At 49.3% G+C, this 17,324-nt stretch carries 16 protein-coding genes; 6 read left to right on the top strand and 10 right to left on the bottom strand.

The features are described from left to right. Positions 1–10 precede the first annotated feature (10 nt). Together purN and HF324_RS01850 are read left to right on the top strand one after the other, a co-directional pair. Positions 11–577 carry a phosphoribosylglycinamide formyltransferase gene (purN, locus tag HF324_RS01855; RefSeq protein ID WP_168808912.1) on the top strand — a complete coding sequence of 189 codons (567 nt, stop codon included), beginning with the start codon at positions 11–13 and terminating at the stop codon, positions 575–577. Positions 578–650: 73 nt separating this feature from the next. Beyond that, positions 651–1,322 (top strand): hypothetical protein, encoded by a 672-nt coding sequence (locus HF324_RS01850; protein WP_168808910.1) that lies wholly within the window; start codon positions 651–653, stop codon positions 1,320–1,322. Between the two features lie 9 nt (positions 1,323–1,331). Here HF324_RS01850 and HF324_RS33325 read toward each other — a convergent pair whose 3' ends face one another. From HF324_RS33325 to HF324_RS01835, 4 genes are all read right to left on the bottom strand, one after another. Beyond that, positions 1,332–2,603 carry a TonB-dependent receptor domain-containing protein gene (locus HF324_RS33325; RefSeq protein WP_373997296.1) on the bottom strand — a complete coding sequence of 424 codons (1,272 nt, stop codon included), beginning with the start codon at positions 2,601–2,603 and terminating at the stop codon, positions 1,332–1,334. Further along, positions 2,543–3,793 (bottom strand): TonB-dependent receptor, encoded by a 1,251-nt coding sequence (locus HF324_RS33320; protein ID WP_220101265.1) that lies wholly within the window; start codon positions 3,791–3,793, stop codon positions 2,543–2,545. The genes HF324_RS33325 and HF324_RS33320 overlap by 61 nt, the downstream gene beginning before the upstream one ends. A 353-nt stretch (positions 3,794–4,146) precedes the next feature. Next, positions 4,147–5,331 (bottom strand): GTP-binding protein, encoded by a 1,185-nt coding sequence (locus HF324_RS01840; RefSeq protein WP_168861827.1) that lies wholly within the window; start codon positions 5,329–5,331, stop codon positions 4,147–4,149. An 8-nt stretch (positions 5,332–5,339) separates the two neighbouring features. After that, complete coding sequence (locus HF324_RS01835) at positions 5,340–5,738, bottom strand: MerC domain-containing protein (RefSeq protein WP_168808905.1); 399 nt, start codon at positions 5,736–5,738, stop codon at positions 5,340–5,342. 422 nt (positions 5,739–6,160) lie between these two features. On the opposite strand from HF324_RS01835, the gene HF324_RS01830 reads away from it, so the two are divergent. Both HF324_RS01830 and HF324_RS01825 read left to right on the top strand, forming a co-directional pair. After that, a complete protein-coding gene (locus HF324_RS01830; protein ID WP_258539389.1) occupies positions 6,161–6,586 on the top strand; it encodes an SCO family protein in 426 nt (141 codons plus the stop codon). A 113-nt stretch (positions 6,587–6,699) separates the two neighbouring features. Next, on the top strand, positions 6,700–7,035 hold the full coding sequence (locus tag HF324_RS01825) for a Fur family transcriptional regulator (RefSeq protein ID WP_246269379.1): 336 nt from the start codon (positions 6,700–6,702) through the stop codon (positions 7,033–7,035). 132 nt (positions 7,036–7,167) lie between these two features. On the opposite strand, the gene HF324_RS01820 is transcribed toward HF324_RS01825, so the two are convergent. From HF324_RS01820 to HF324_RS01810, 3 genes are all read right to left on the bottom strand, one after another. Further along, on the bottom strand, positions 7,168–8,880 hold the full coding sequence (locus tag HF324_RS01820) for a M3 family oligoendopeptidase (protein WP_168861826.1): 1,713 nt from the start codon (positions 8,878–8,880) through the stop codon (positions 7,168–7,170). A 205-nt stretch (positions 8,881–9,085) separates the two neighbouring features. Next, positions 9,086–9,757: a DUF5606 family protein gene (locus HF324_RS01815; RefSeq protein WP_168808897.1), complete on the bottom strand. Its 672-nt coding sequence runs from the start codon at positions 9,755–9,757 to the stop codon at positions 9,086–9,088. Positions 9,758–9,852: 95 nt separating this feature from the next. Then, positions 9,853–11,526 (bottom strand): lamin tail domain-containing protein, encoded by a 1,674-nt coding sequence (locus HF324_RS01810; protein ID WP_168861825.1) that lies wholly within the window; start codon positions 11,524–11,526, stop codon positions 9,853–9,855. 158 nt (positions 11,527–11,684) lie between these two features. Between HF324_RS01810 and HF324_RS01805 the strand changes: the two genes are divergently transcribed. Together HF324_RS01805 and HF324_RS01800 are read left to right on the top strand one after the other, a co-directional pair. Next, positions 11,685–12,674, top strand: a complete 990-nt coding sequence (locus HF324_RS01805) for an aspartate-semialdehyde dehydrogenase (protein WP_168808892.1) — start codon at positions 11,685–11,687, stop codon at positions 12,672–12,674. A gap of 349 nt (positions 12,675–13,023) precedes the next feature. Then, positions 13,024–13,242, top strand: a complete 219-nt coding sequence (locus HF324_RS01800; RefSeq protein ID WP_143312907.1) for a hypothetical protein — start codon at positions 13,024–13,026, stop codon at positions 13,240–13,242. 100 nt (positions 13,243–13,342) lie between these two features. On the opposite strand, the gene HF324_RS01795 is transcribed toward HF324_RS01800, so the two are convergent. From HF324_RS01795 to HF324_RS01785, 3 genes are all read right to left on the bottom strand, one after another. Further along, on the bottom strand, positions 13,343–14,002 hold the full coding sequence (locus tag HF324_RS01795; RefSeq protein WP_168808880.1) for a DUF2461 domain-containing protein: 660 nt from the start codon (positions 14,000–14,002) through the stop codon (positions 13,343–13,345). A 222-nt stretch (positions 14,003–14,224) separates the two neighbouring features. Continuing rightward, positions 14,225–15,307, bottom strand: a complete 1,083-nt coding sequence (locus tag HF324_RS01790) for a porin (protein WP_168808878.1) — start codon at positions 15,305–15,307, stop codon at positions 14,225–14,227. A 262-nt stretch (positions 15,308–15,569) separates the two neighbouring features. Beyond that, the gene (locus tag HF324_RS01785; RefSeq protein WP_168861824.1) at positions 15,570–16,958 is read right to left on the bottom strand and encodes an ammonium transporter; all 1,389 of its coding nucleotides are present in this window, start codon (positions 16,956–16,958) and stop codon (positions 15,570–15,572) included. Positions 16,959–17,324 lie beyond the last annotated feature (366 nt).

Below are 17,324 nucleotides of genomic sequence, written 5' to 3'. Positions count from 1 at the left end.
AACAGTACAGTTGAAAAATATTGTCATCTTCGCCTCGGGTGCAGGAAGCAACGCGCAAAAGATTATCGATCATTTCAGGAATTCGGATAAAGGCAGGGTAGCCCTGATTGTATGTAACAAACCCGGAGCAGGGGTGCTGGACATCGCACAACGGGAAGGCATACCCGCCGTTTTAATTGAAAAAGAAAAATTCTTCCATACCGATACGTATGTACAGCTCCTGAAGGAGCAGCATACAGACCTGATCGTGCTGGCTGGTTTCCTTTGGAAAGTACCGGCCAACCTGGTACAGGCATTCCCCGACCGGATCATCAACATCCACCCGGCCCTGCTCCCCAAATACGGGGGCAAAGGCATGTACGGTCATTTTGTGCATGAAGCAGTGGTGGCTGCCGGCGAAAAGGAAAGCGGCATCACCATCCATTTCGTCAATGAGAAATATGATGACGGAGAACCTATCCTCCAGGAACGCTGCATCGTTACTCCTGAAGACACACCGGAGACAGTCGCCCGTAAAGTACAGGCACTGGAACATCAATGGTTTCCGGTAATTGTGGAACGAATATTGCTAAAATAACAGACGGTGTGCGGCCCTGACCAGCCGCCGCACACTGCCCTTCAAACCTCACCCTTAGCTACCTACTAACTGTATGAAAAAGACTCTGTTGCTCATCGGAATACTCTGTTTGTCTTTTGCCTCCTCCTATGCCCAGGACGGTGGAAAACGGTTCAGGTCTACCTATCTTAAAATAAATCCTACTACGCTGATCAATGAGCTGGATATCCTGCTGGAACAGGACATCTCTGATAAAGTGAGCATTGAATTGGGTATCAGCGGTATCTATACCGATTACCCCGACTATGTGCTGGCAAAAAAAATCGATATCGGTCAGAAAAAACCGGATATCAGCACGGAACAGTTTGTAGATGGACGGGGACTGGGGTTCAGGGCAGGGCTCCGCTATTATCTGATCACCCGGGAAATAGGCCCCAGCTCTGCGGCAGGCACCTACTTTGAACCGGTACTGATCTATAAAAAAGTATTCTACTCCAACGAAGACGTAGTACTGAACAATAATACCTACACCAATTCAGGCTCTAAAGACGTCTATGCTATACAATTGCTCGTAGGCCGTCAGTTCCGCCGGGAGAAACTGGTGCTTGATCCCTACTTTGGCATCGGTCTCCGGGGTAAATCCTATCACTCCGATAATTACGAACTGCTGGAAAACGGCGTAGTGAACCACAACAAAGGCACGCTGGTAAGCGTATTGCCCAGCCTGCACCTCGGTATCAAGCTGGGCCTCCGCCTTCGTAAATAAATCACCGCTTTAAAACGGTACAATCACTTTTGCACTGAAATTCCTTCCCATATTGTAGATACCCATCCGGCCGTTGGGAGCGCTGCTGTAATATTCAAAATATTTCAGCCTGTTCATATTAGCCTGATAAGCCACATCAAACACATTGTCCAGCTGGAGGAACAGCTCCATCACGGTTTTCCCTTTTTTATTGACAATACCGGAACCGGCGCCTACATTAATCAGCGTATAGCCGGCGGTGTAAGTTTCTGTATTGTCCACGCCATAAAAGTGTTTCTGGGCGGAGAAACGGTCTACGCCGGCACGCACATATGCTTTGGAGAACATGCCGAAGTTACGGGCAGCCGTTGCCTTCAGGGCGGAGCGTATATGCAGCGGCGGTATAAAAGGGAGATAGCGTGCGGCATCGCCATGCAGATCGATCAGGGCTTTGTTACGGTTACGGCCTTCCGTATAGGCGGCGCTGTTATCCATGGTCAGCCAGGACACAGCACGCGGATGCAGATTTACACTCACTTCTGCCCCATACAACCGCGCGCCGGATTGCTGGTAACGATACGTGGCGTTGCCGGGCACTATCACCACCGGCTCGCCATTGGCATCATACAATCTTGCCTGGTAGATATAATTGTTGATATTATTGTTAAACACCTCTACACTGATGTCCAGGTCGGGCAGGTAGGCCAGGAAGCCCAGGTCCTGCTGAAAGCTGAATTCCGGCTTAAACTCCCGGTTGCCCAGGTATACGATATGGGCGCCGGGGTCCAGCCCGTTGGAACCGATTTCAGTGATATTGGGCGCCCGGTAGCCTCTGGCGATGTTTGCTTTGACCAATACCCGCTGGCTCAGGTTCCAGGTAACGCCCAGGCTGCCGGAAATACCGGTATAATTGTGATTGAAAGCGGGGAACTGCAGACTGGCGCCGGCGGTATCCGGCAGGTGGTACTGTTTATCGAAACCATTGTCTTTATTCGGGCCTACGTAAAAGTCGTTCCAGCGGATATGCCGGCTATCGTAACGAAGGCCGCCGGAAATGTCCACCTGGCCGATGGTTTTCTTGGCAAAGAAAAATCCGCCGATGTCAAACAGGTTATAGTCCGGGATAGGGAAATCGGTGGCATTGCGGCTGCGGTTCTGCTGGTACATGCCATTTACGCCTACAGTCGTTTCTACCCCGGCGATAGCCGGCAGGTTATACCGCAGATCGTAATTGAGCGTGTTCAGCACCACATACAATCCCGGCTGTGCCGGCATTTCGGGGTGATTATATTCCCGGCGCACGCTCTGCTGTACGCCCAGCAGGGAGTTGAGATCTCCCTTGCCCAGCTGCCAGCGGCTACGGTTATATAACCGGTAGTGCTGAATATGCTGATGCAGGGGTTCAATGTATAGGTACGCAGTTCGTTGTCAGGCACGATGGGCCTGTCCTTGATGTTATCGTCCGCATCTTTTATCTGCCGGGTGAATTTGCGGGTCAGCGAATCCCGGCTGCCGTCGGGGATTTCCTGCGTATTATCATATAAGCTGGCGCCCCACTGCGAATATCCCCATGACTTATCCACTCTGGCCAGCGCCGTAAGATTGTATTCCCGGTAGGCGGTACCATACACAAAGCCGTCAATACTGTTGCGGTAGTTATGGGCCGCTTTCACGGTGCCGCGCAGCACGTACTTCCAGTCGTTTTTGCTGTAAGCCAGTCCAAGGGAGGAACCGATCATACCATTATTGGTCTGGTAGTCTGCCAGGAAACTGCCTTTCAGTTGCCCGGGCGCTGTTTCCGGGATATCCGGTATCATATTGATCACGCCGGCCAGGGCATCGGAGCCATAAGTGAGGCTGGCAGGGCCTTTCACCACTTCTGCTCTCGAGATGCCATATTGGTCCACCTCAATACCATGTTCATCACCCCATTGCTGTCCTTCCTGCCTTACGCCGTCGAAGAGCGTCAGCACCCGGTTGTAGCCCAGGCCGCGGATGAAAGGCTTGGATATATTAGGGCCTGTGGTAACGGCGCTCACGCCGGGTACGCCTTTTACAATAGCGTCTATGATATTGCTGTTGACTTGCGTGTTCATTTCCCGTTTACCTATAACGGCAATGGGTATAGGATTTTTGCGCACGGCGGTTGCGCGGGATACGCCTGTTACCACCACTTCGTTTAGCTTGGACAGGTCCTCTTCCAGCGCGATGTCCAGCGTGATGGTCTGACCGCTGCGGATGCTTTTCTTCAGGGTCAGCGGCTGATACCCGACCATGGATACTTTAATATCATAGGTTCCCGGATGCAGGTTGCGGATAACGAACATTCCATGCTGATCCGCTACAGCGCCCGTTTTCAGCGCCGATATAGCGATGTTGGCAAACTGTATCGGTTTGCCGTTGCCGGTAATTTTTCCCGTGATGGTCCCCTGTTGCGCCTGGGAAGTTACCATTAGTAACAGGGCACCCAGTAGTGTAAATAAATGTTTCATGTAAAATCTTGTAGGTAAAGCAGCGCGCATGGGGTCCCGGGATAAAGTGACGAACACTTCCCCCGCGGCTACCGATATTTTTTTACAAAACTATAATCTTATTTTACACTTGCCTTAATTATTATTTAGGCCAACCTAAATTCAGGTATTTATAGCCGGTAGATGTCTGCGTTCGTGCCGGGCAGGGAAGCGAAGTAGCGGGTACAATGCTATAATGTGCTGCCCAGCTGATTAGCGGCTCTGCCGTACAAGCGTGCGGAACATTTCCATTGCCATGTGAAGCGGCGCCGATGGAAACCCGGTTTAACAAGACGACCTTTCCCGCCGGAAGGCGTTAATGCCCCCTGGAGCATCTACATCACCGGAAACGGGTCCCGGAAAACTTCACCCTGCTGGTAGCCTTTCACTTCTGCCTCGGTGCAAAGGCATTGGTCCAGTTCCGCTGTAATAGTGGCCTGGTCCATATCCTGGCCAATCAGCACGAGTTCGTTGTAGCGGTCTGCGAAGCGTTCATCCCAGCGACCGGTGATCAGCTGGTAGGTTTCTTCATCGAGGTTCCATTGCTGGCGGGGGATTGCGCACCACCAGTAACCGGCTTTTTCCGCACGGAGAGAGCCGCCGGCCTGGCTCCAGTTGACCGCCAGCCTGGGGCGCGATGCCAGCCAGAAGAGACCTTTGCTACGGATGATATTACCCGGCCAGTGTTGATTAAGATAATCCCAGAAACGTTGGGGATGGAAGGGTTTCCGGCTGCGGTATACGAAGGAGCCGATACCGTATTCTTCGGTTTCGGGCGTGTGTTCGTTTTCCAGCTCCGCCTGCCAGCCGGCGCTCTGCGAGGTGGTATCGAAATCGAACAGGCCGGTGTTCAGTATGCGATGGAGCGGTACCTGCCCGTTGACCGCCTCTATGATTTGCGCGCCGGCGTTGAGTTTTCCCAGTAGCGCTTTCAGGTTGCCCAGTTGTTCCGGGCTGACAAGGTCGCATTTATTGAGTACAATAACGTTGGCGAATTCCACCTGGTCGGTGAGCAGGTTCACGATGGTACGCTGGTCGGCGGCATCGTCTGTCAGGCCCTGGTCCTGCAGCAGCGCGATGCTGCTGTAATCCCGGGTGAAGTTATAGGCGTCCACGACCGTCACCATGGTATCGAGACGGCTGACGGCGCTCAGGTCTATGCCCTGGTGCTCGTCCTGGTAACAAAAGGTTTGCGCTACCGGTACCGGTTCGGAGATACCGGTAGATTCGATCAGCAGGTAGTCGAAGCGGTTCTCCCGGGCAAGCTGTTCCACCGCTTTCAGCAGGTCGTCCCGCAGCGTGCAGCATATACAACCGTTACTCATTTCCACCAGGCGCTCCTCTGTCTTATGCAGGGTGTTTTCATTTCTCACTAATTGCGCGTCGATATTCACTTCGCTCATATCATTAACAATGACGGCTACACGAAGATTTTCGCGGTTATGCAATACGTGATTCAGGAGCGTAGTTTTTCCTGCGCCGAGGAAACCACTCAGCACGGTAACGGGTAATTTTTTCATATGTTATGTTAGTGATGTTTGTGTATCCTGCAGTACCGCCGGTGGCGCTGGTTGAGCAGGTGTGCGCTGACGATGCCGCCGGCGCCGATGCATATCAGGGTATATTCCGCTGAGGCGGCCTCTGTCCAGAAGTGTCCGGCCAGCAGCAGGGCAAAGCCTGCCACGAACAACAGCAGCGGCAGCAGCCGGCGGTGATGGCGCAGGTATCCCTGTCCCAGAGCAAGGCAGCCTATTACAAAAGAAAACAGCAGCAGGCAATATTCCAGTACGTCGTTTTCCGCAATTTCCATCCCCAGCAGCGGGAGGGCGGCAAACAACAAGGGCAGCACAGCGCAGTGTACGGCACAGAGCATAGAGGCGCCTATTCCTATCGTGTCCAGATTCATTCTTCTAAATATATTCTCCACCTTACCTGAATTTTGTTCCGATCACAAAACTATGTAATTTTGCAACAATGTTGCAAATAAAAAGACGCATCATTTAAATATATTTTTTAAGATAATTTTTAACTGGTTGATCATCTAGCTAAAACAGGGTAAAATAGGTTTATATGATCGGTGTCTGTCAACTATGTGTTACCTTTGTGAATTGAATAATTATTGACTTTAAACAGCGGGGATTTTTCACCTATGTCTAAGAAAGCGATCTTATATACTGTATTTTTCACCGTGCTGAGCCTCAGTTTTCTGGGATATGCCGGTTATGTTATCAAGGGGAAAGAGGCACTTTCCTGGGGAAAGAAAAATTACCGATCCTCGGTGCTCCGGGGCATACGGTACAGGGATTTTCTTTTACCGACCAGGAAGGACACACCCGGACCAAGGATGATGTGAAAGGCAAAATTTATGTAGCGGAATATTTTTTTACCACCTGCACCGGTATTTGTCCGAAGATGAATGCCAACATGGAAAAAGTATACGCAAAATATAAAGACAAACCGGATTTCCTGATCCTGTCTCATACGGTAGACCCCGAGCACGACAGCGTTCCGGTATTAAAAGCATATGCTGAAAAGCATGGAGCGGACGCCAAAAACTGGTGGTTCCTTACCGGCACCAAAAAAGAGTTGTACGCGCTGGCCCGCCAGGGATACCTGGTAGATGACGGCACCTACACCGGAGAGGAAGACTTTGTACATACGCAGTGGTTTGCCCTGGTAGACAAAACCGGACAGATACGCGGTCTGTATGAAGGCACCAAAAAACAAGACGTGGATAAACTGATTGACGATATTGACCGATTAATGGAAGAATAAAAGTTTTTTTCATCATGGGTACCAAACAACAACTTACAGAACGAATCAGCACCTTACTGCGGGATAGCAAACTGAGTATAACGGATACCAGAATAAAAATTCTGGAGCTGTTCATGAGAAGTAACGGAGCACTTGAACACAGTGACTTTGAAAAGCTCGCGGGCAAATCATTTGACCGTGTGACCGTATACCGTACCCTGCAAACCTTTCTTGAAAAAGGGATTATTCACAAGATCCCCACTACCGATACTTCTGTGCGTTATGCCGTATGCAAATCAGAATGTACAGAACATCACCACCATGATCATCACGTGCATTTCAAGTGTGAAACCTGCGGACACACCACCTGCCTGGATGAAACGGATGTTCCCAGCATACAGCTGCCGAAAGGCTATGCCATGCACAATGTAGAAGTAGTGGTGAACGGAATATGTAAATCCTGTAAATGATTTAGGGATTTTTTGATTTACGATTTTTTGATTTTGCGAATAAAAGGCGAAGACCAAAGCGGATATAATTATTCGCTTTGGTCTTCGCCTTTTATCATCCACGAAATCAAAAAATCGCAAATCAAAAAATCCCTAAATTTTCGCGATCTCGCTTCTCATAAAGTCCGCCAGCTCTTTAATGTACGCCGGAGATAAGTCGAAGCGGATACCGGCAGCCTTGTACAGTTCAGGAAGCGTTTTGGTGTTCCCTAAACTCAACGCCTGTACGTAGTTATCCAGTGCCTGTTGTTTGTTTTCCTTGAACTGCTTCCACATGGCGATCGCACCCAGCTGGGCAATACCGTATTCGATGTAGTAGAAGGGCACTTCAAACAGGTGCAGTTGCCGTTGCCAGGTAATGGCGCGGTAATCTTCATGACCGCTCCAGTCAACCACGGCAGGGGAGAACTCATTCAGTATTTCCAGCCATTTAGCGGTACGTTCTGCGGTGGTATGCTGCGGATGCTCGTATATCCAGTGCTGGAACTTATCGATGGTAGCAATCCAGGGGAAGATAGTGAGTGGTCTTTCCAGTTGCTGAAGACGGGCGCGGCGCAGTTGTTCTTTATCATCAAAGAAAATGTCCCAGTAGTCCATTGTCAGCAGTTCCATGCTCATACTGGCCACTTCGGCGATCTCCATCGGGTATTCCTTAAAGGCGCTTAACGGCAGGTTGTGGCTAAGGAAAGAATGTACCGCATGGCCGCCTTCGTGCACCATGGTGGTAAGGTCTTTCATCTGACCGGCAGCATTCATGAAGATAAAAGGCACGCCGGTTTCCGCCAGCGGGCAGTTGTACCCGCCCGGTGCTTTACCGATGCGGCTTTCCAGGTCGAGGCGTCCCATTTTTTTCATTACGCGCAGGCAGTCACCGAAGAACGGTCCCAGCTGATCGAATGTTTCAATGGTTTTAGTGATCAGTTCCTCGCCGGTGTGGAAAGGCTCCAGCGGTTTTATACCGGCTGGTTCGGCTTCTGTATCCCAGGGTTTCAGTTTGTCGACTTTCAGTTTAGCCTGCTGCTTTTCCAGTATCTGTTGTACCAGCGGCAGGATGTGGGTTTTTACTGCTTCGTGGAACTGGAAGCAATCTTCTTTGGTATAATCAAAGCGGCCCAGTTCTTCGAATTTATAATCGCGATAGTTGGCAAAACCTGCATTTTTCGCCACCTGGTCCCGTTTTTGTATGAGTCCGGTATACAGTTCGTCCATCGCATCGCGGTCCTGCAGCCGGCGGGCAGCCGTTTTGGTGAATACTTCCTCGCGCAGGGCACGGTCTTCATTTTCGAGGAATTTAGCGGCCTGTTGCAGCGTGTATTCTTTTCCGTTAACCGTGATGGTCATTTTGCCTGCGATCACACCGTACTGTTGCGCCATTACGCTCAGTTCTGCCTGCAACGGGATATTCTCTTCGCGGAAGAGTTTCACCTGTTTCTTTACGTTGCGGAGGTACGTTTTATACAGCTCCTGGTCCAGGTCTTTCAGGAAGGGGCTTTCCAGCAGTTTTTTATTGAGTGCGTCTGCATAGGGTTGCAGGCGGGGCTGTATCTCCATGCAGAAGTAGGTGAAAGCTTCTTCCAGTTCCTTATTGGTGGTGTCGCAGGTCATTTTGATCTGGCGCCAGCAGGCGTCTTCGCTGATCACGGCGTCCAGCTCACTGATATCTTTCAGCCACTGTTCGAGGTCTGCCACGCTGTTGATGTTCCTCTGCTGCAGCGCTTCGTAGTATGGCTGCAGGGTGTCCCAGGTAGTCACTTCAAACGTTTCGGGCAGGAAGTCACGGGGGAGTTTTTTTATATCTGCGTTCATGTACTGATGTTTTTACTAGATTTTTCGGATTTGGAATTTAGTCAATTTAGCCCAATTCCCCCAAATGAATCAGGCTTCCGTTACAGTGAGATACTGTATGCGGAAGCCTGAATTATTTTGTTATTTAGTTATTTGGTTATTTTAGAAAGCTTTGCGCAAAAACAGCTAAGCTAAATATCAAAATAATCAAATAGCTAAATGAACACTACTCTTCGGTTTTCTTTTTGCGGGGTTTAGCCGCTTTTTTAGGCTCTTCACCTTCGGCAGCAGGAGCGTCTTCTTTTTTAGCTTTTGCTTTCTTTGGTGCTTTTTCTTCTTCGCCTTCAGCTGCAGTTGCTTTTTTAGCGCGGGGCTTTTTAGGCTTTTCTTCTGTGGCAGCTTCTTCAGCAGCAGGTTCAGCAGCTTTCTTCTTTTTAGCAGGAGCCGGAGCTTCTGCTACTTCAGCAACAGCTTCTTCCACTACGTCTTCTCCTTCTTCGGCCAGGATTTCCTCAAACTTCAGCAGATCGTTCGCTTTGAGGATGCCAAACCATTTCACCATTTTCTTCATATCGCTCACATACACCCTATCTTCATCGAATTCAGGATATACGCTCTTGAAATAAGCTTTGATCGCGTTATTGTCTGCTTTGTTGTCGATCAGCGGAAAAGCAGCCGCTTTTTCGTCCATGGCTTTGAATACTTCAGCCAGGTTTACGTTTTCGCCGGTAGTGAAAACTTCAATACTTTCCAGTGGAGTAAAATTATGCACGCGGGAAGATACAAACCTTGTGCTTTTATCTTCCAGTGACCTAACGATGGCGCCATCTTGTTTGCTGGCAATTAACTGAAACAAACCGCCCAATCCGGTTACTGCAACAATTTCTCTGTACTGCATGTTCTAATTTTTAGGAAGCGCAAATATAAATAATTATAATAGATTGCCCGCTGACAAATTTTCACCTTGAAAATGCCGTCAGCAAAGGGCTGGCATCAATTCAACTTTCGTGCCATGACCAGGGGCTGTTTCCAGCGTTTAACCCGGCCTTTGAGGTCAAATATTTCAATTAAAAATATATAAATACCTGGCGGCAAAAGTACTTTATTTTCTCCAAATCCATCCCAGTAGAGATTTCCTTTATTTCCCATCGTCATATTCCGCGCCGGGCGGCAAACAGGGTGGCCGGTGGCGTCAAAAACCGTGACGTTCCCTACCCATCCGGCACCGGGAAGGTCCCAGTGCAGTGTTGCGCGGTTGGCAGGAGCGGCATCGTCCGGACAAAACACGGCGGGTTCTACTTTAACGCGGGCATTGTCCGCCATGTCCGGCCACGGAAAGGAATTGGCGTATCCGGGCGTGGCGTATCCTGCGGAAGCGGCAGCCGATATCCAGCGGACCGTATGGGCGCTGTCCCTGCGTTCGAGGGCAACACCTTTCGGCTGGCTGATCAGCGGAAAATGGAAGGCCGCTGCATAGCTGACCTCATCCAGCACTATACTGTCTGCCAGTAACTGCAGGGCGCCGTCCTCCGCCGGCATAGACGGCAGGCTGGCCACTTCCTGCACATTTTCGGGACTGGTGCACCGGTAATAACCACACAGCCTGTCGGCCGCTGTAGTAACGGCCAGCCATTGCCCTGGCAGCAGCAAACGGCCGCCGGCAGCGATTCTTTTCGCCGGCCCCCGTTGGCCGTCTGCCTTTCTGGCGCAAAGAAAAATATTCCGCAGGCTGACAGCGTGGGCGCTGCGGTTATGTAATTCAATAAATTCCGGCACGCCGGCAGGCGGGTCAAACAGCAGTTCATTGATGACCACATCGCCCGGGACCGGCGGTAGTGGCCGTGCAAAAGACAGACTGTTTTTCAGGCCGCTTTCCTTGCCGTCGCAGTCAGTGATACCTTGCAGCGTAACGGTCCCGGTATCAACGGCGGACGCCAGCCGAAGGGATACAATGTTAAACAGCGGGGACAGTACTGTCACAGCAGCCACGGGAGAAGTGCTCACCTGATAGCCCGCCGTGAGAGCGGCTTTCGCGCTGTCGAGCGTTTTGCTGAAATGCAGCAGCAGGTGCAGGCTGTCGGGCATCTCTATAAAATAGAGGTCAGGCCGGGTGTCGGTTGTTAGCGTCCGGGCAGCGGCGTTGTAAGTACCGGGCGTGCCGCCGGCGGGGGAAGGGGAGGCCGTCCAGTTTATTTTACCGCTGCAGGGCTGCAACGGGTCACACATCTCCAGGCTGCGGCCGGCGCGGGCCGACGTGGGCAGACCATACCAGGCATCGGTATAAGCAACGGCATGCCTTACCTCCCGGCGGTCGTTGCACAGCACCACCAGCCCGGAATCATCCGGCAGTGGCGGGAACCGGTCTGCCGGCAGCACATTGGGCACCGCGAAATGCGCGGCCGGCGCGCACAGCAGCACCAGGCTGTCAGGCTGTAATAAATAAGGAGGCAGTGTGATTTCACGTTTGTTCACAGCCAGCGTCCAGCGCTGTAACTGTACGGCATGGCTGCTCCTGTTGCGCAGCTCAACGTATTCAAAGGGTGGCAGCCCTATGGCGGGCGCGGGTTTGATCATTAGTTCATGGACAACGACATCATAAATACCGGTAACCGCGGTATCATTGGGCATGATCACCTGCCACAGCAGGGCAATACAAACAACAGACATATAGTATGGCTTTTAAGGGGGTTAAGTCCCAAACATACAGGTAATCCGGGAGTTGTATGTTAATGCCGTCTTAACGCCGAATAAATACCTCAGATTTTTATGAAAAGCGGTGTGTATATATTAATTTTGGGACTCCAAAAATTAAAATGTAAATCAAAATGAAAGTTGCCGTAGTAGGAGCGACCGGTCTGGTAGGCTCAAAAATGTTACAGGTGTTGACAGAGCGGAATTTCCCTGTCACTGAATTGATTCCCGTGGCTTCTGAGAAGTCCGTAGGTAAGGAAGTAACATTTAAGGGTAAGACCTGGAAGGTGGTGAGCGCTGATACGGCTATTTCGATGAAGCCTAACGTGGCTATTTTCTCTGCCGGCGGCAGCACTTCCCTGGAGTGGGCTCCTAAATTTGCGGCAGCGGGCATTACGGTGATCGATAACTCCAGCGCCTGGAGAATGGACCCCACCAAAAAACTGGTGGTACCGGAAGTAAATGGTGATGCCATCACGCAGGAAGACAAAATCATTGCGAATCCTAACTGTTCCACCATACAGATGGTGCTGGTGCTGAAGCCACTGCACGAAAAATATAAGATTAAGAGAGTGGTGGTATCCACCTACCAGTCGGTAACCGGTACCGGCGTTAAGGCGGTCACCCAGCTGATGAACGAAAGGCAGGGTATCAGCGGTGAAATGGCATATGCTTATCCGATTGATCTGAACGTTATTCCCCAGATCGACGTGTTTCTCGATAACGGCTATACGAAAGAGGAGATGAAGATGGTGAACGAGACCAAGAAAATTATGCGCGACGATAACATCAGGGTAACGGCTACGACTGTACGTATTCCGGTAATGGGCGGCCATAGTGAATCCGTGAACATCGAGTTTGAAAATGACTATGATGTAAACGAAGTACGGGCGCTGCTTTCCAGGACGCCGGGCGTGATCGTGGTAGACGACCCGTCTAAGGCGCAGTACCCGATGCCGAAAGATGCACATGATAAAGATGAAGTGTTTGTAGGCCGTATCCGTCGTGATGAAACGCAGCCTAACACCGTGAACATGTGGATTGTGGCGGACAACCTGCGCAAAGGCGCTGCAACAAACGCAGTGCAGATTGCAGAATATTTGCAACAAAAGAACTGGTTATAATCATACTGTCGTGCTATGTAATTGTGTGCCGTAAACGCACCGTGAACGTAGTCCCGCGTATGGCTATACGAAAATGAAATCATAACTCCTTAAAAGCAAGCGTTTTAGCGCTTGCTTTTTTTTGAATATTTCACAATAGTATAACACACAAAGTGTAAAAATTACACGGAAGTAGTATTGATTTGTGGCCGATAAAATCCAATTTTGATAACATAATCCTATGCCAACTAAGCTTTTTGCAAAAAGAGTAGTCCAATTTTAGAGAGATGCCGGATATTTTCGTTATTTTCTAATCAGAAAACACCCTTTAAGTCCTATGAAAACCAACACCAATCGTGAGCTTTTGTTAATGCACAAGTTTACTGAAGAGTGGAGCACCAATTTTTCCTCACAGGTGTCCAGAATCATGAATATCGTGGACCAGCAGGACACACTGGACGGAATAATTCCTACCATTGAGGTGGCAAATGTTTACAACCAGCGGTTTGCCCACGCGCGTACAGACAAGGAGAATTTACTGAAGAACAGAAAAGCGCGTCCGTTTGAGTTTCTTATTCACAAAAACTAAATCACGATTTTTTGATTTTCGATTTTTTGATTTAGGAATTTTGGAGAGCCTTATCCATTAAATTCCTAAATCAAAAAATCGAAAATCAAAAAATCGGAGGTCAGTCCATGGCACGGTTAATGAATGCAATCATCGGCTGCATGAGCGCAAATGTTTTTAAGATTTCCCGGACGAGCGACGGCTGTACGCAGGCGTCATCTGATACGGGGTGTGATACAATGAGGCTTTTTAATTTCAGGTAGGCTATAGCGGGATTATCGCTCTGATATCCCTGAGGTACTGTTTTGAGGGCATCGCCTTCTACCTTTCCGAAATGTTTAATAAAACCTTTATTGGCGATGATGCGTTCAAATTCGTCGAAATTGTAGTCAATTTCCTGGCGTACTTTTTTCAGTTCAGGGGCGGCCGGCATCCAGAGGCCGCCGCCGGCAAAACTATTGCCGCCCGGTTCCAGATGGAAATAGTACCCTGCCAGCGTCGATTTCTTGCCTCCTGCCTGGAAGGAGGCAGCCATGTTTATTTTATAAGGCGTCTTGTCCTTTGAGAATCTAACGTCTTTATATATACGAAATACGCAGTCTTTTAATTGTAACCCGGCAAGCGTGGCATCCTGCCTCGCCATACCATCTATCAGTTGCTGGACCATACTTTCAAAATCCGCCTTGGCGGCCAGGTACTGCTCCCGGTGTTCGTCGAACCAGACCTTGTTATTGTGCTGCTTCAGTGATTTCAGAAATTTCAACGTGGAAGGCTGTAACATTGTTATTGTTTTTTTATAGCAAGATAATACATGCGGCTGATAAAATTTCCCCGGGCTGAAGCCTCCGGGCTAGGATGTGTTTGAGCTGGCACAGCAGGTGGCTACCGGAAAACGAGGGGATACATAAAGCGCGAAAGAGGCAGGCCCTGTAAGCCAACCTCCTTCACTGCAAGGGTTTCCCGTTTCTTGTCTCTCGTTCCGCTATGAGTCAGATTTCGGTTTTCAAAAGTGGTAAACAGCGGCAAACAATACATTTGCCGTAACACCGGAGGGTGCACCGTCAGATTTCTGAAAGATATCCGCGGACGCTTTATCTACCCTGAACTCCGGTATAATGGTCAGGTTTCCTGCTTTGTAGTTGAGCGACAGGGTACCGGCCACCACGCTGCCGCCACCCGGTACGGCCCCAAATACTTTTACCCCGTCTTTATCACTGAAGTATTCACCGCGCAGCGTCAGGCCCACTTTGTTGGTGAAGTCACAGTTGACATACAACGCCGATCCCCACCAGTTGGCGCTGTTCCTGTCTTCTTTAGGTGCGCGGGTATTCAGGTAGGTGCTGTAGGTACCGTTGTAGCCCAGTCCCAGTACGTTGTTCACCTGGTAGGTAGCCACCACGTCCACCTGATGGTTCTGCACGCCGAGCGTATCCTTTCCCTCCAGGTAGTTGAGGTAGAGCTTGATCGGTGTTTCCGCCGGGGCGAAGCCCAGCTGTGCGCCTATATATTTATGACTGTTTAAGGTGACTGATTTAAGATCGGTAGGATTAAACACGCCTACCATCGCGCTCAGCGAAGAGCTGAGGGTGATATCCGCTTTTACGCCGGTGTTAAAAAACGGGCCGTAGCTAAACATATAACTCATGCTGTAGTTGCGGTTCAGATAAGCATCTACCAGCTCATATCCAACGTGGGTAGCATAACTGCCCAGGCTCAGCTTTACTTTCTCCGTCAGCTGATAGGATACATATAATTGTTTGATCGCCATGGACAAACCGTTTGAGGGTGATGGCGGTTCATTGTAGGAGAACTCACCGGCTCTTTTTCCGAAGCCGAGATCGGCCACTATGCTACCTTTTTTAAATCCATGCTCCACTTTAAGCGAAACCATGCCCAGTTCAAAAGAATTATGGGAGTTGGTGAAGCTGGTTTTATTGTCGGTGTAGTTACCGTTCAGGTTATATTTATAATAAACATCCGCAGAGCCTGAAATTTTGAAGGCCGGTGCCGGCAGGGTGTCAGAGGATTGAGACCAGGCAACAAAAGAGTTACCCATAACAAATAAGGTTGTTAGCATTCGTTTCATGTACTTCTGATTTGGTTGATAAAAATGGTAAGTAATGATGCGGCCTTCTCCTGCGTATTGTTTTGGGGGATGCGTGCTTGATGCTACATAGTTAGGAATGGATAATTAAGAAAGCGTTTCACTATTTACAGCATGCTATCTCATTAATTATCCATTCCAGATCTTTCAACGATATCGTCTATACGTCTTAATAAAATTGATAAAGGTCAGAATCGAACTCAAAGAACTTACTATCACGGAGGGTCATAACAGGTGTCACTTTTCAGGAGTGTATGAGCTCCTCTTCCTTCAGTGACCCTGTGTCGGTCACACTCATCATCGCCGGGTGATAGTGTTCGTTGTGCTGTGTTACGTCCAGGCCGAGCGCTTCTTCATCTTCACTCACCCGCAGCGGATGGATGAAATTGATCAGCTTGAAGATGGCGTAAGACACGGTGAAGCTGTAAGCTACTACCAGCAACAGTCCGAGTACCTGGTTCCGGAACAATTCGAAGTTGCCGTAAAACCAGCCGTTGTTGCCGCCTTCGTTCATCGCTTTGGTAGCGAAGATGCCTGTCAGCAGCATACCTACCATACCACCGAGGCCGTGACAAGGGAATACGTCCAGTGTATCGTCGATGCTGGTTTTTGATTTCCAGTGCACCGCCATGTTGGAGATGATGGAAGCAATAAAGCCGATGAATATGCTCTGCGGGATCGCCACATAACCTGCGGCGGGCGTAATGGCCACCAGTCCTACAACGGCGCCGATACAGAAGCCGAGGGCTGACGGTTTTCTTCCGCGTATCACATCAAAGAACACCCAGGAGAGACCGGCAGCGGCAGTAGCTGTATTGGTAGTAGCGAAAGCCGTCGCTGCCAGCGCATTGGCGCCGAGGGCGGAGCCGGCGTTGAAGCCGAACCATCCGAACCACAGCAGGCCGGTACCTAACAATACAAAAGGAATATTAGCCGGTTGCAGTTCTTTCTTTTCAATATGGTCTTTTCTGCGTTTCAGCACCAGCGCACCAGCGAGGGCTGCGCAACCTGCAGAGATATGTACCACGGTGCCGCCGGCAAAGTCCAGTACGCCCAGTTTAAAGAGGATGCCTTCCGGATGCCAGGTCCAGTGCGCGATAGGCGCATATACCAGGAGGCTGAACAGTACCATGAACAGCACATAGGAAGTAAAACGAATCCTTTCCGCTACCGCGCCTACCACCAGCGCCGGTGTAATGATGGCGAACTTCATCTGGAAGAGCGCAAACAACAGCAGCGGAATAGTGGGCGCCAGGCTCCAGGGAGCGCCGGAACCAACGTTGTTAAACATAAAGAAGGTGGAGGGGTCGCCGATAATGCCATGATAAGACTTTCCAAATGCCAGGCTAAAGCCTACTACGATCCATACTATACTGATCAATCCTGTTGCAATGAAGCTCTGCATCATGGTAGAGATCACATTTTTCCGGTTCACCATACCGCCATAAAAGAAGGAGAGGCCCGGTGTCATCAAAAATACCAGAGAAGATGCTACCAGGATCCAGGCGATGTCAGCCGTATTATATTTACTAACATCTGAAAAATTGGGTAAAGCTGGAATAAAAATCCCAATTACTGCCACTACCGCCAGGAAAATAAAGGGTAGATAGTCTTGGAACGAACTTTTCTTCATAGCATTTGATTTTTAAATTTCTTAAATAAAAGTAGATTCGAAATTTAAAACATCAAATAGAAGGGCTTAAAAATAGAATTCTTTGAATTATCGTTGTAAAAATTAGGATTAAGTCAATTATATAATAATAAATTACAATATAAATTATTATATCACTTCTTTATCTAGCTGAACGACGAGCCAAAAACATTATATAATCAGCTAAAAATCAATCAATTAAAAATAACGGTGAAGAGGTTACGATTTTTTCAAAAAAATCAGGAAGAGATGTTACTGTAATTCGGAGAGACCCGCCATAGACAACTGTCTATCAGCTTTATACATATCTATAATATATCACTGGGTAGAATTTTCTCCAGTGATATA

The organism is Chitinophaga oryzae (assembly GCF_012516375.2).
GTDB classification, from domain to species: domain Bacteria; phylum Bacteroidota; class Bacteroidia; order Chitinophagales; family Chitinophagaceae; genus Chitinophaga; species Chitinophaga oryzae.
This window is presented reverse-complemented; position numbering and strand designations above follow the sequence as displayed.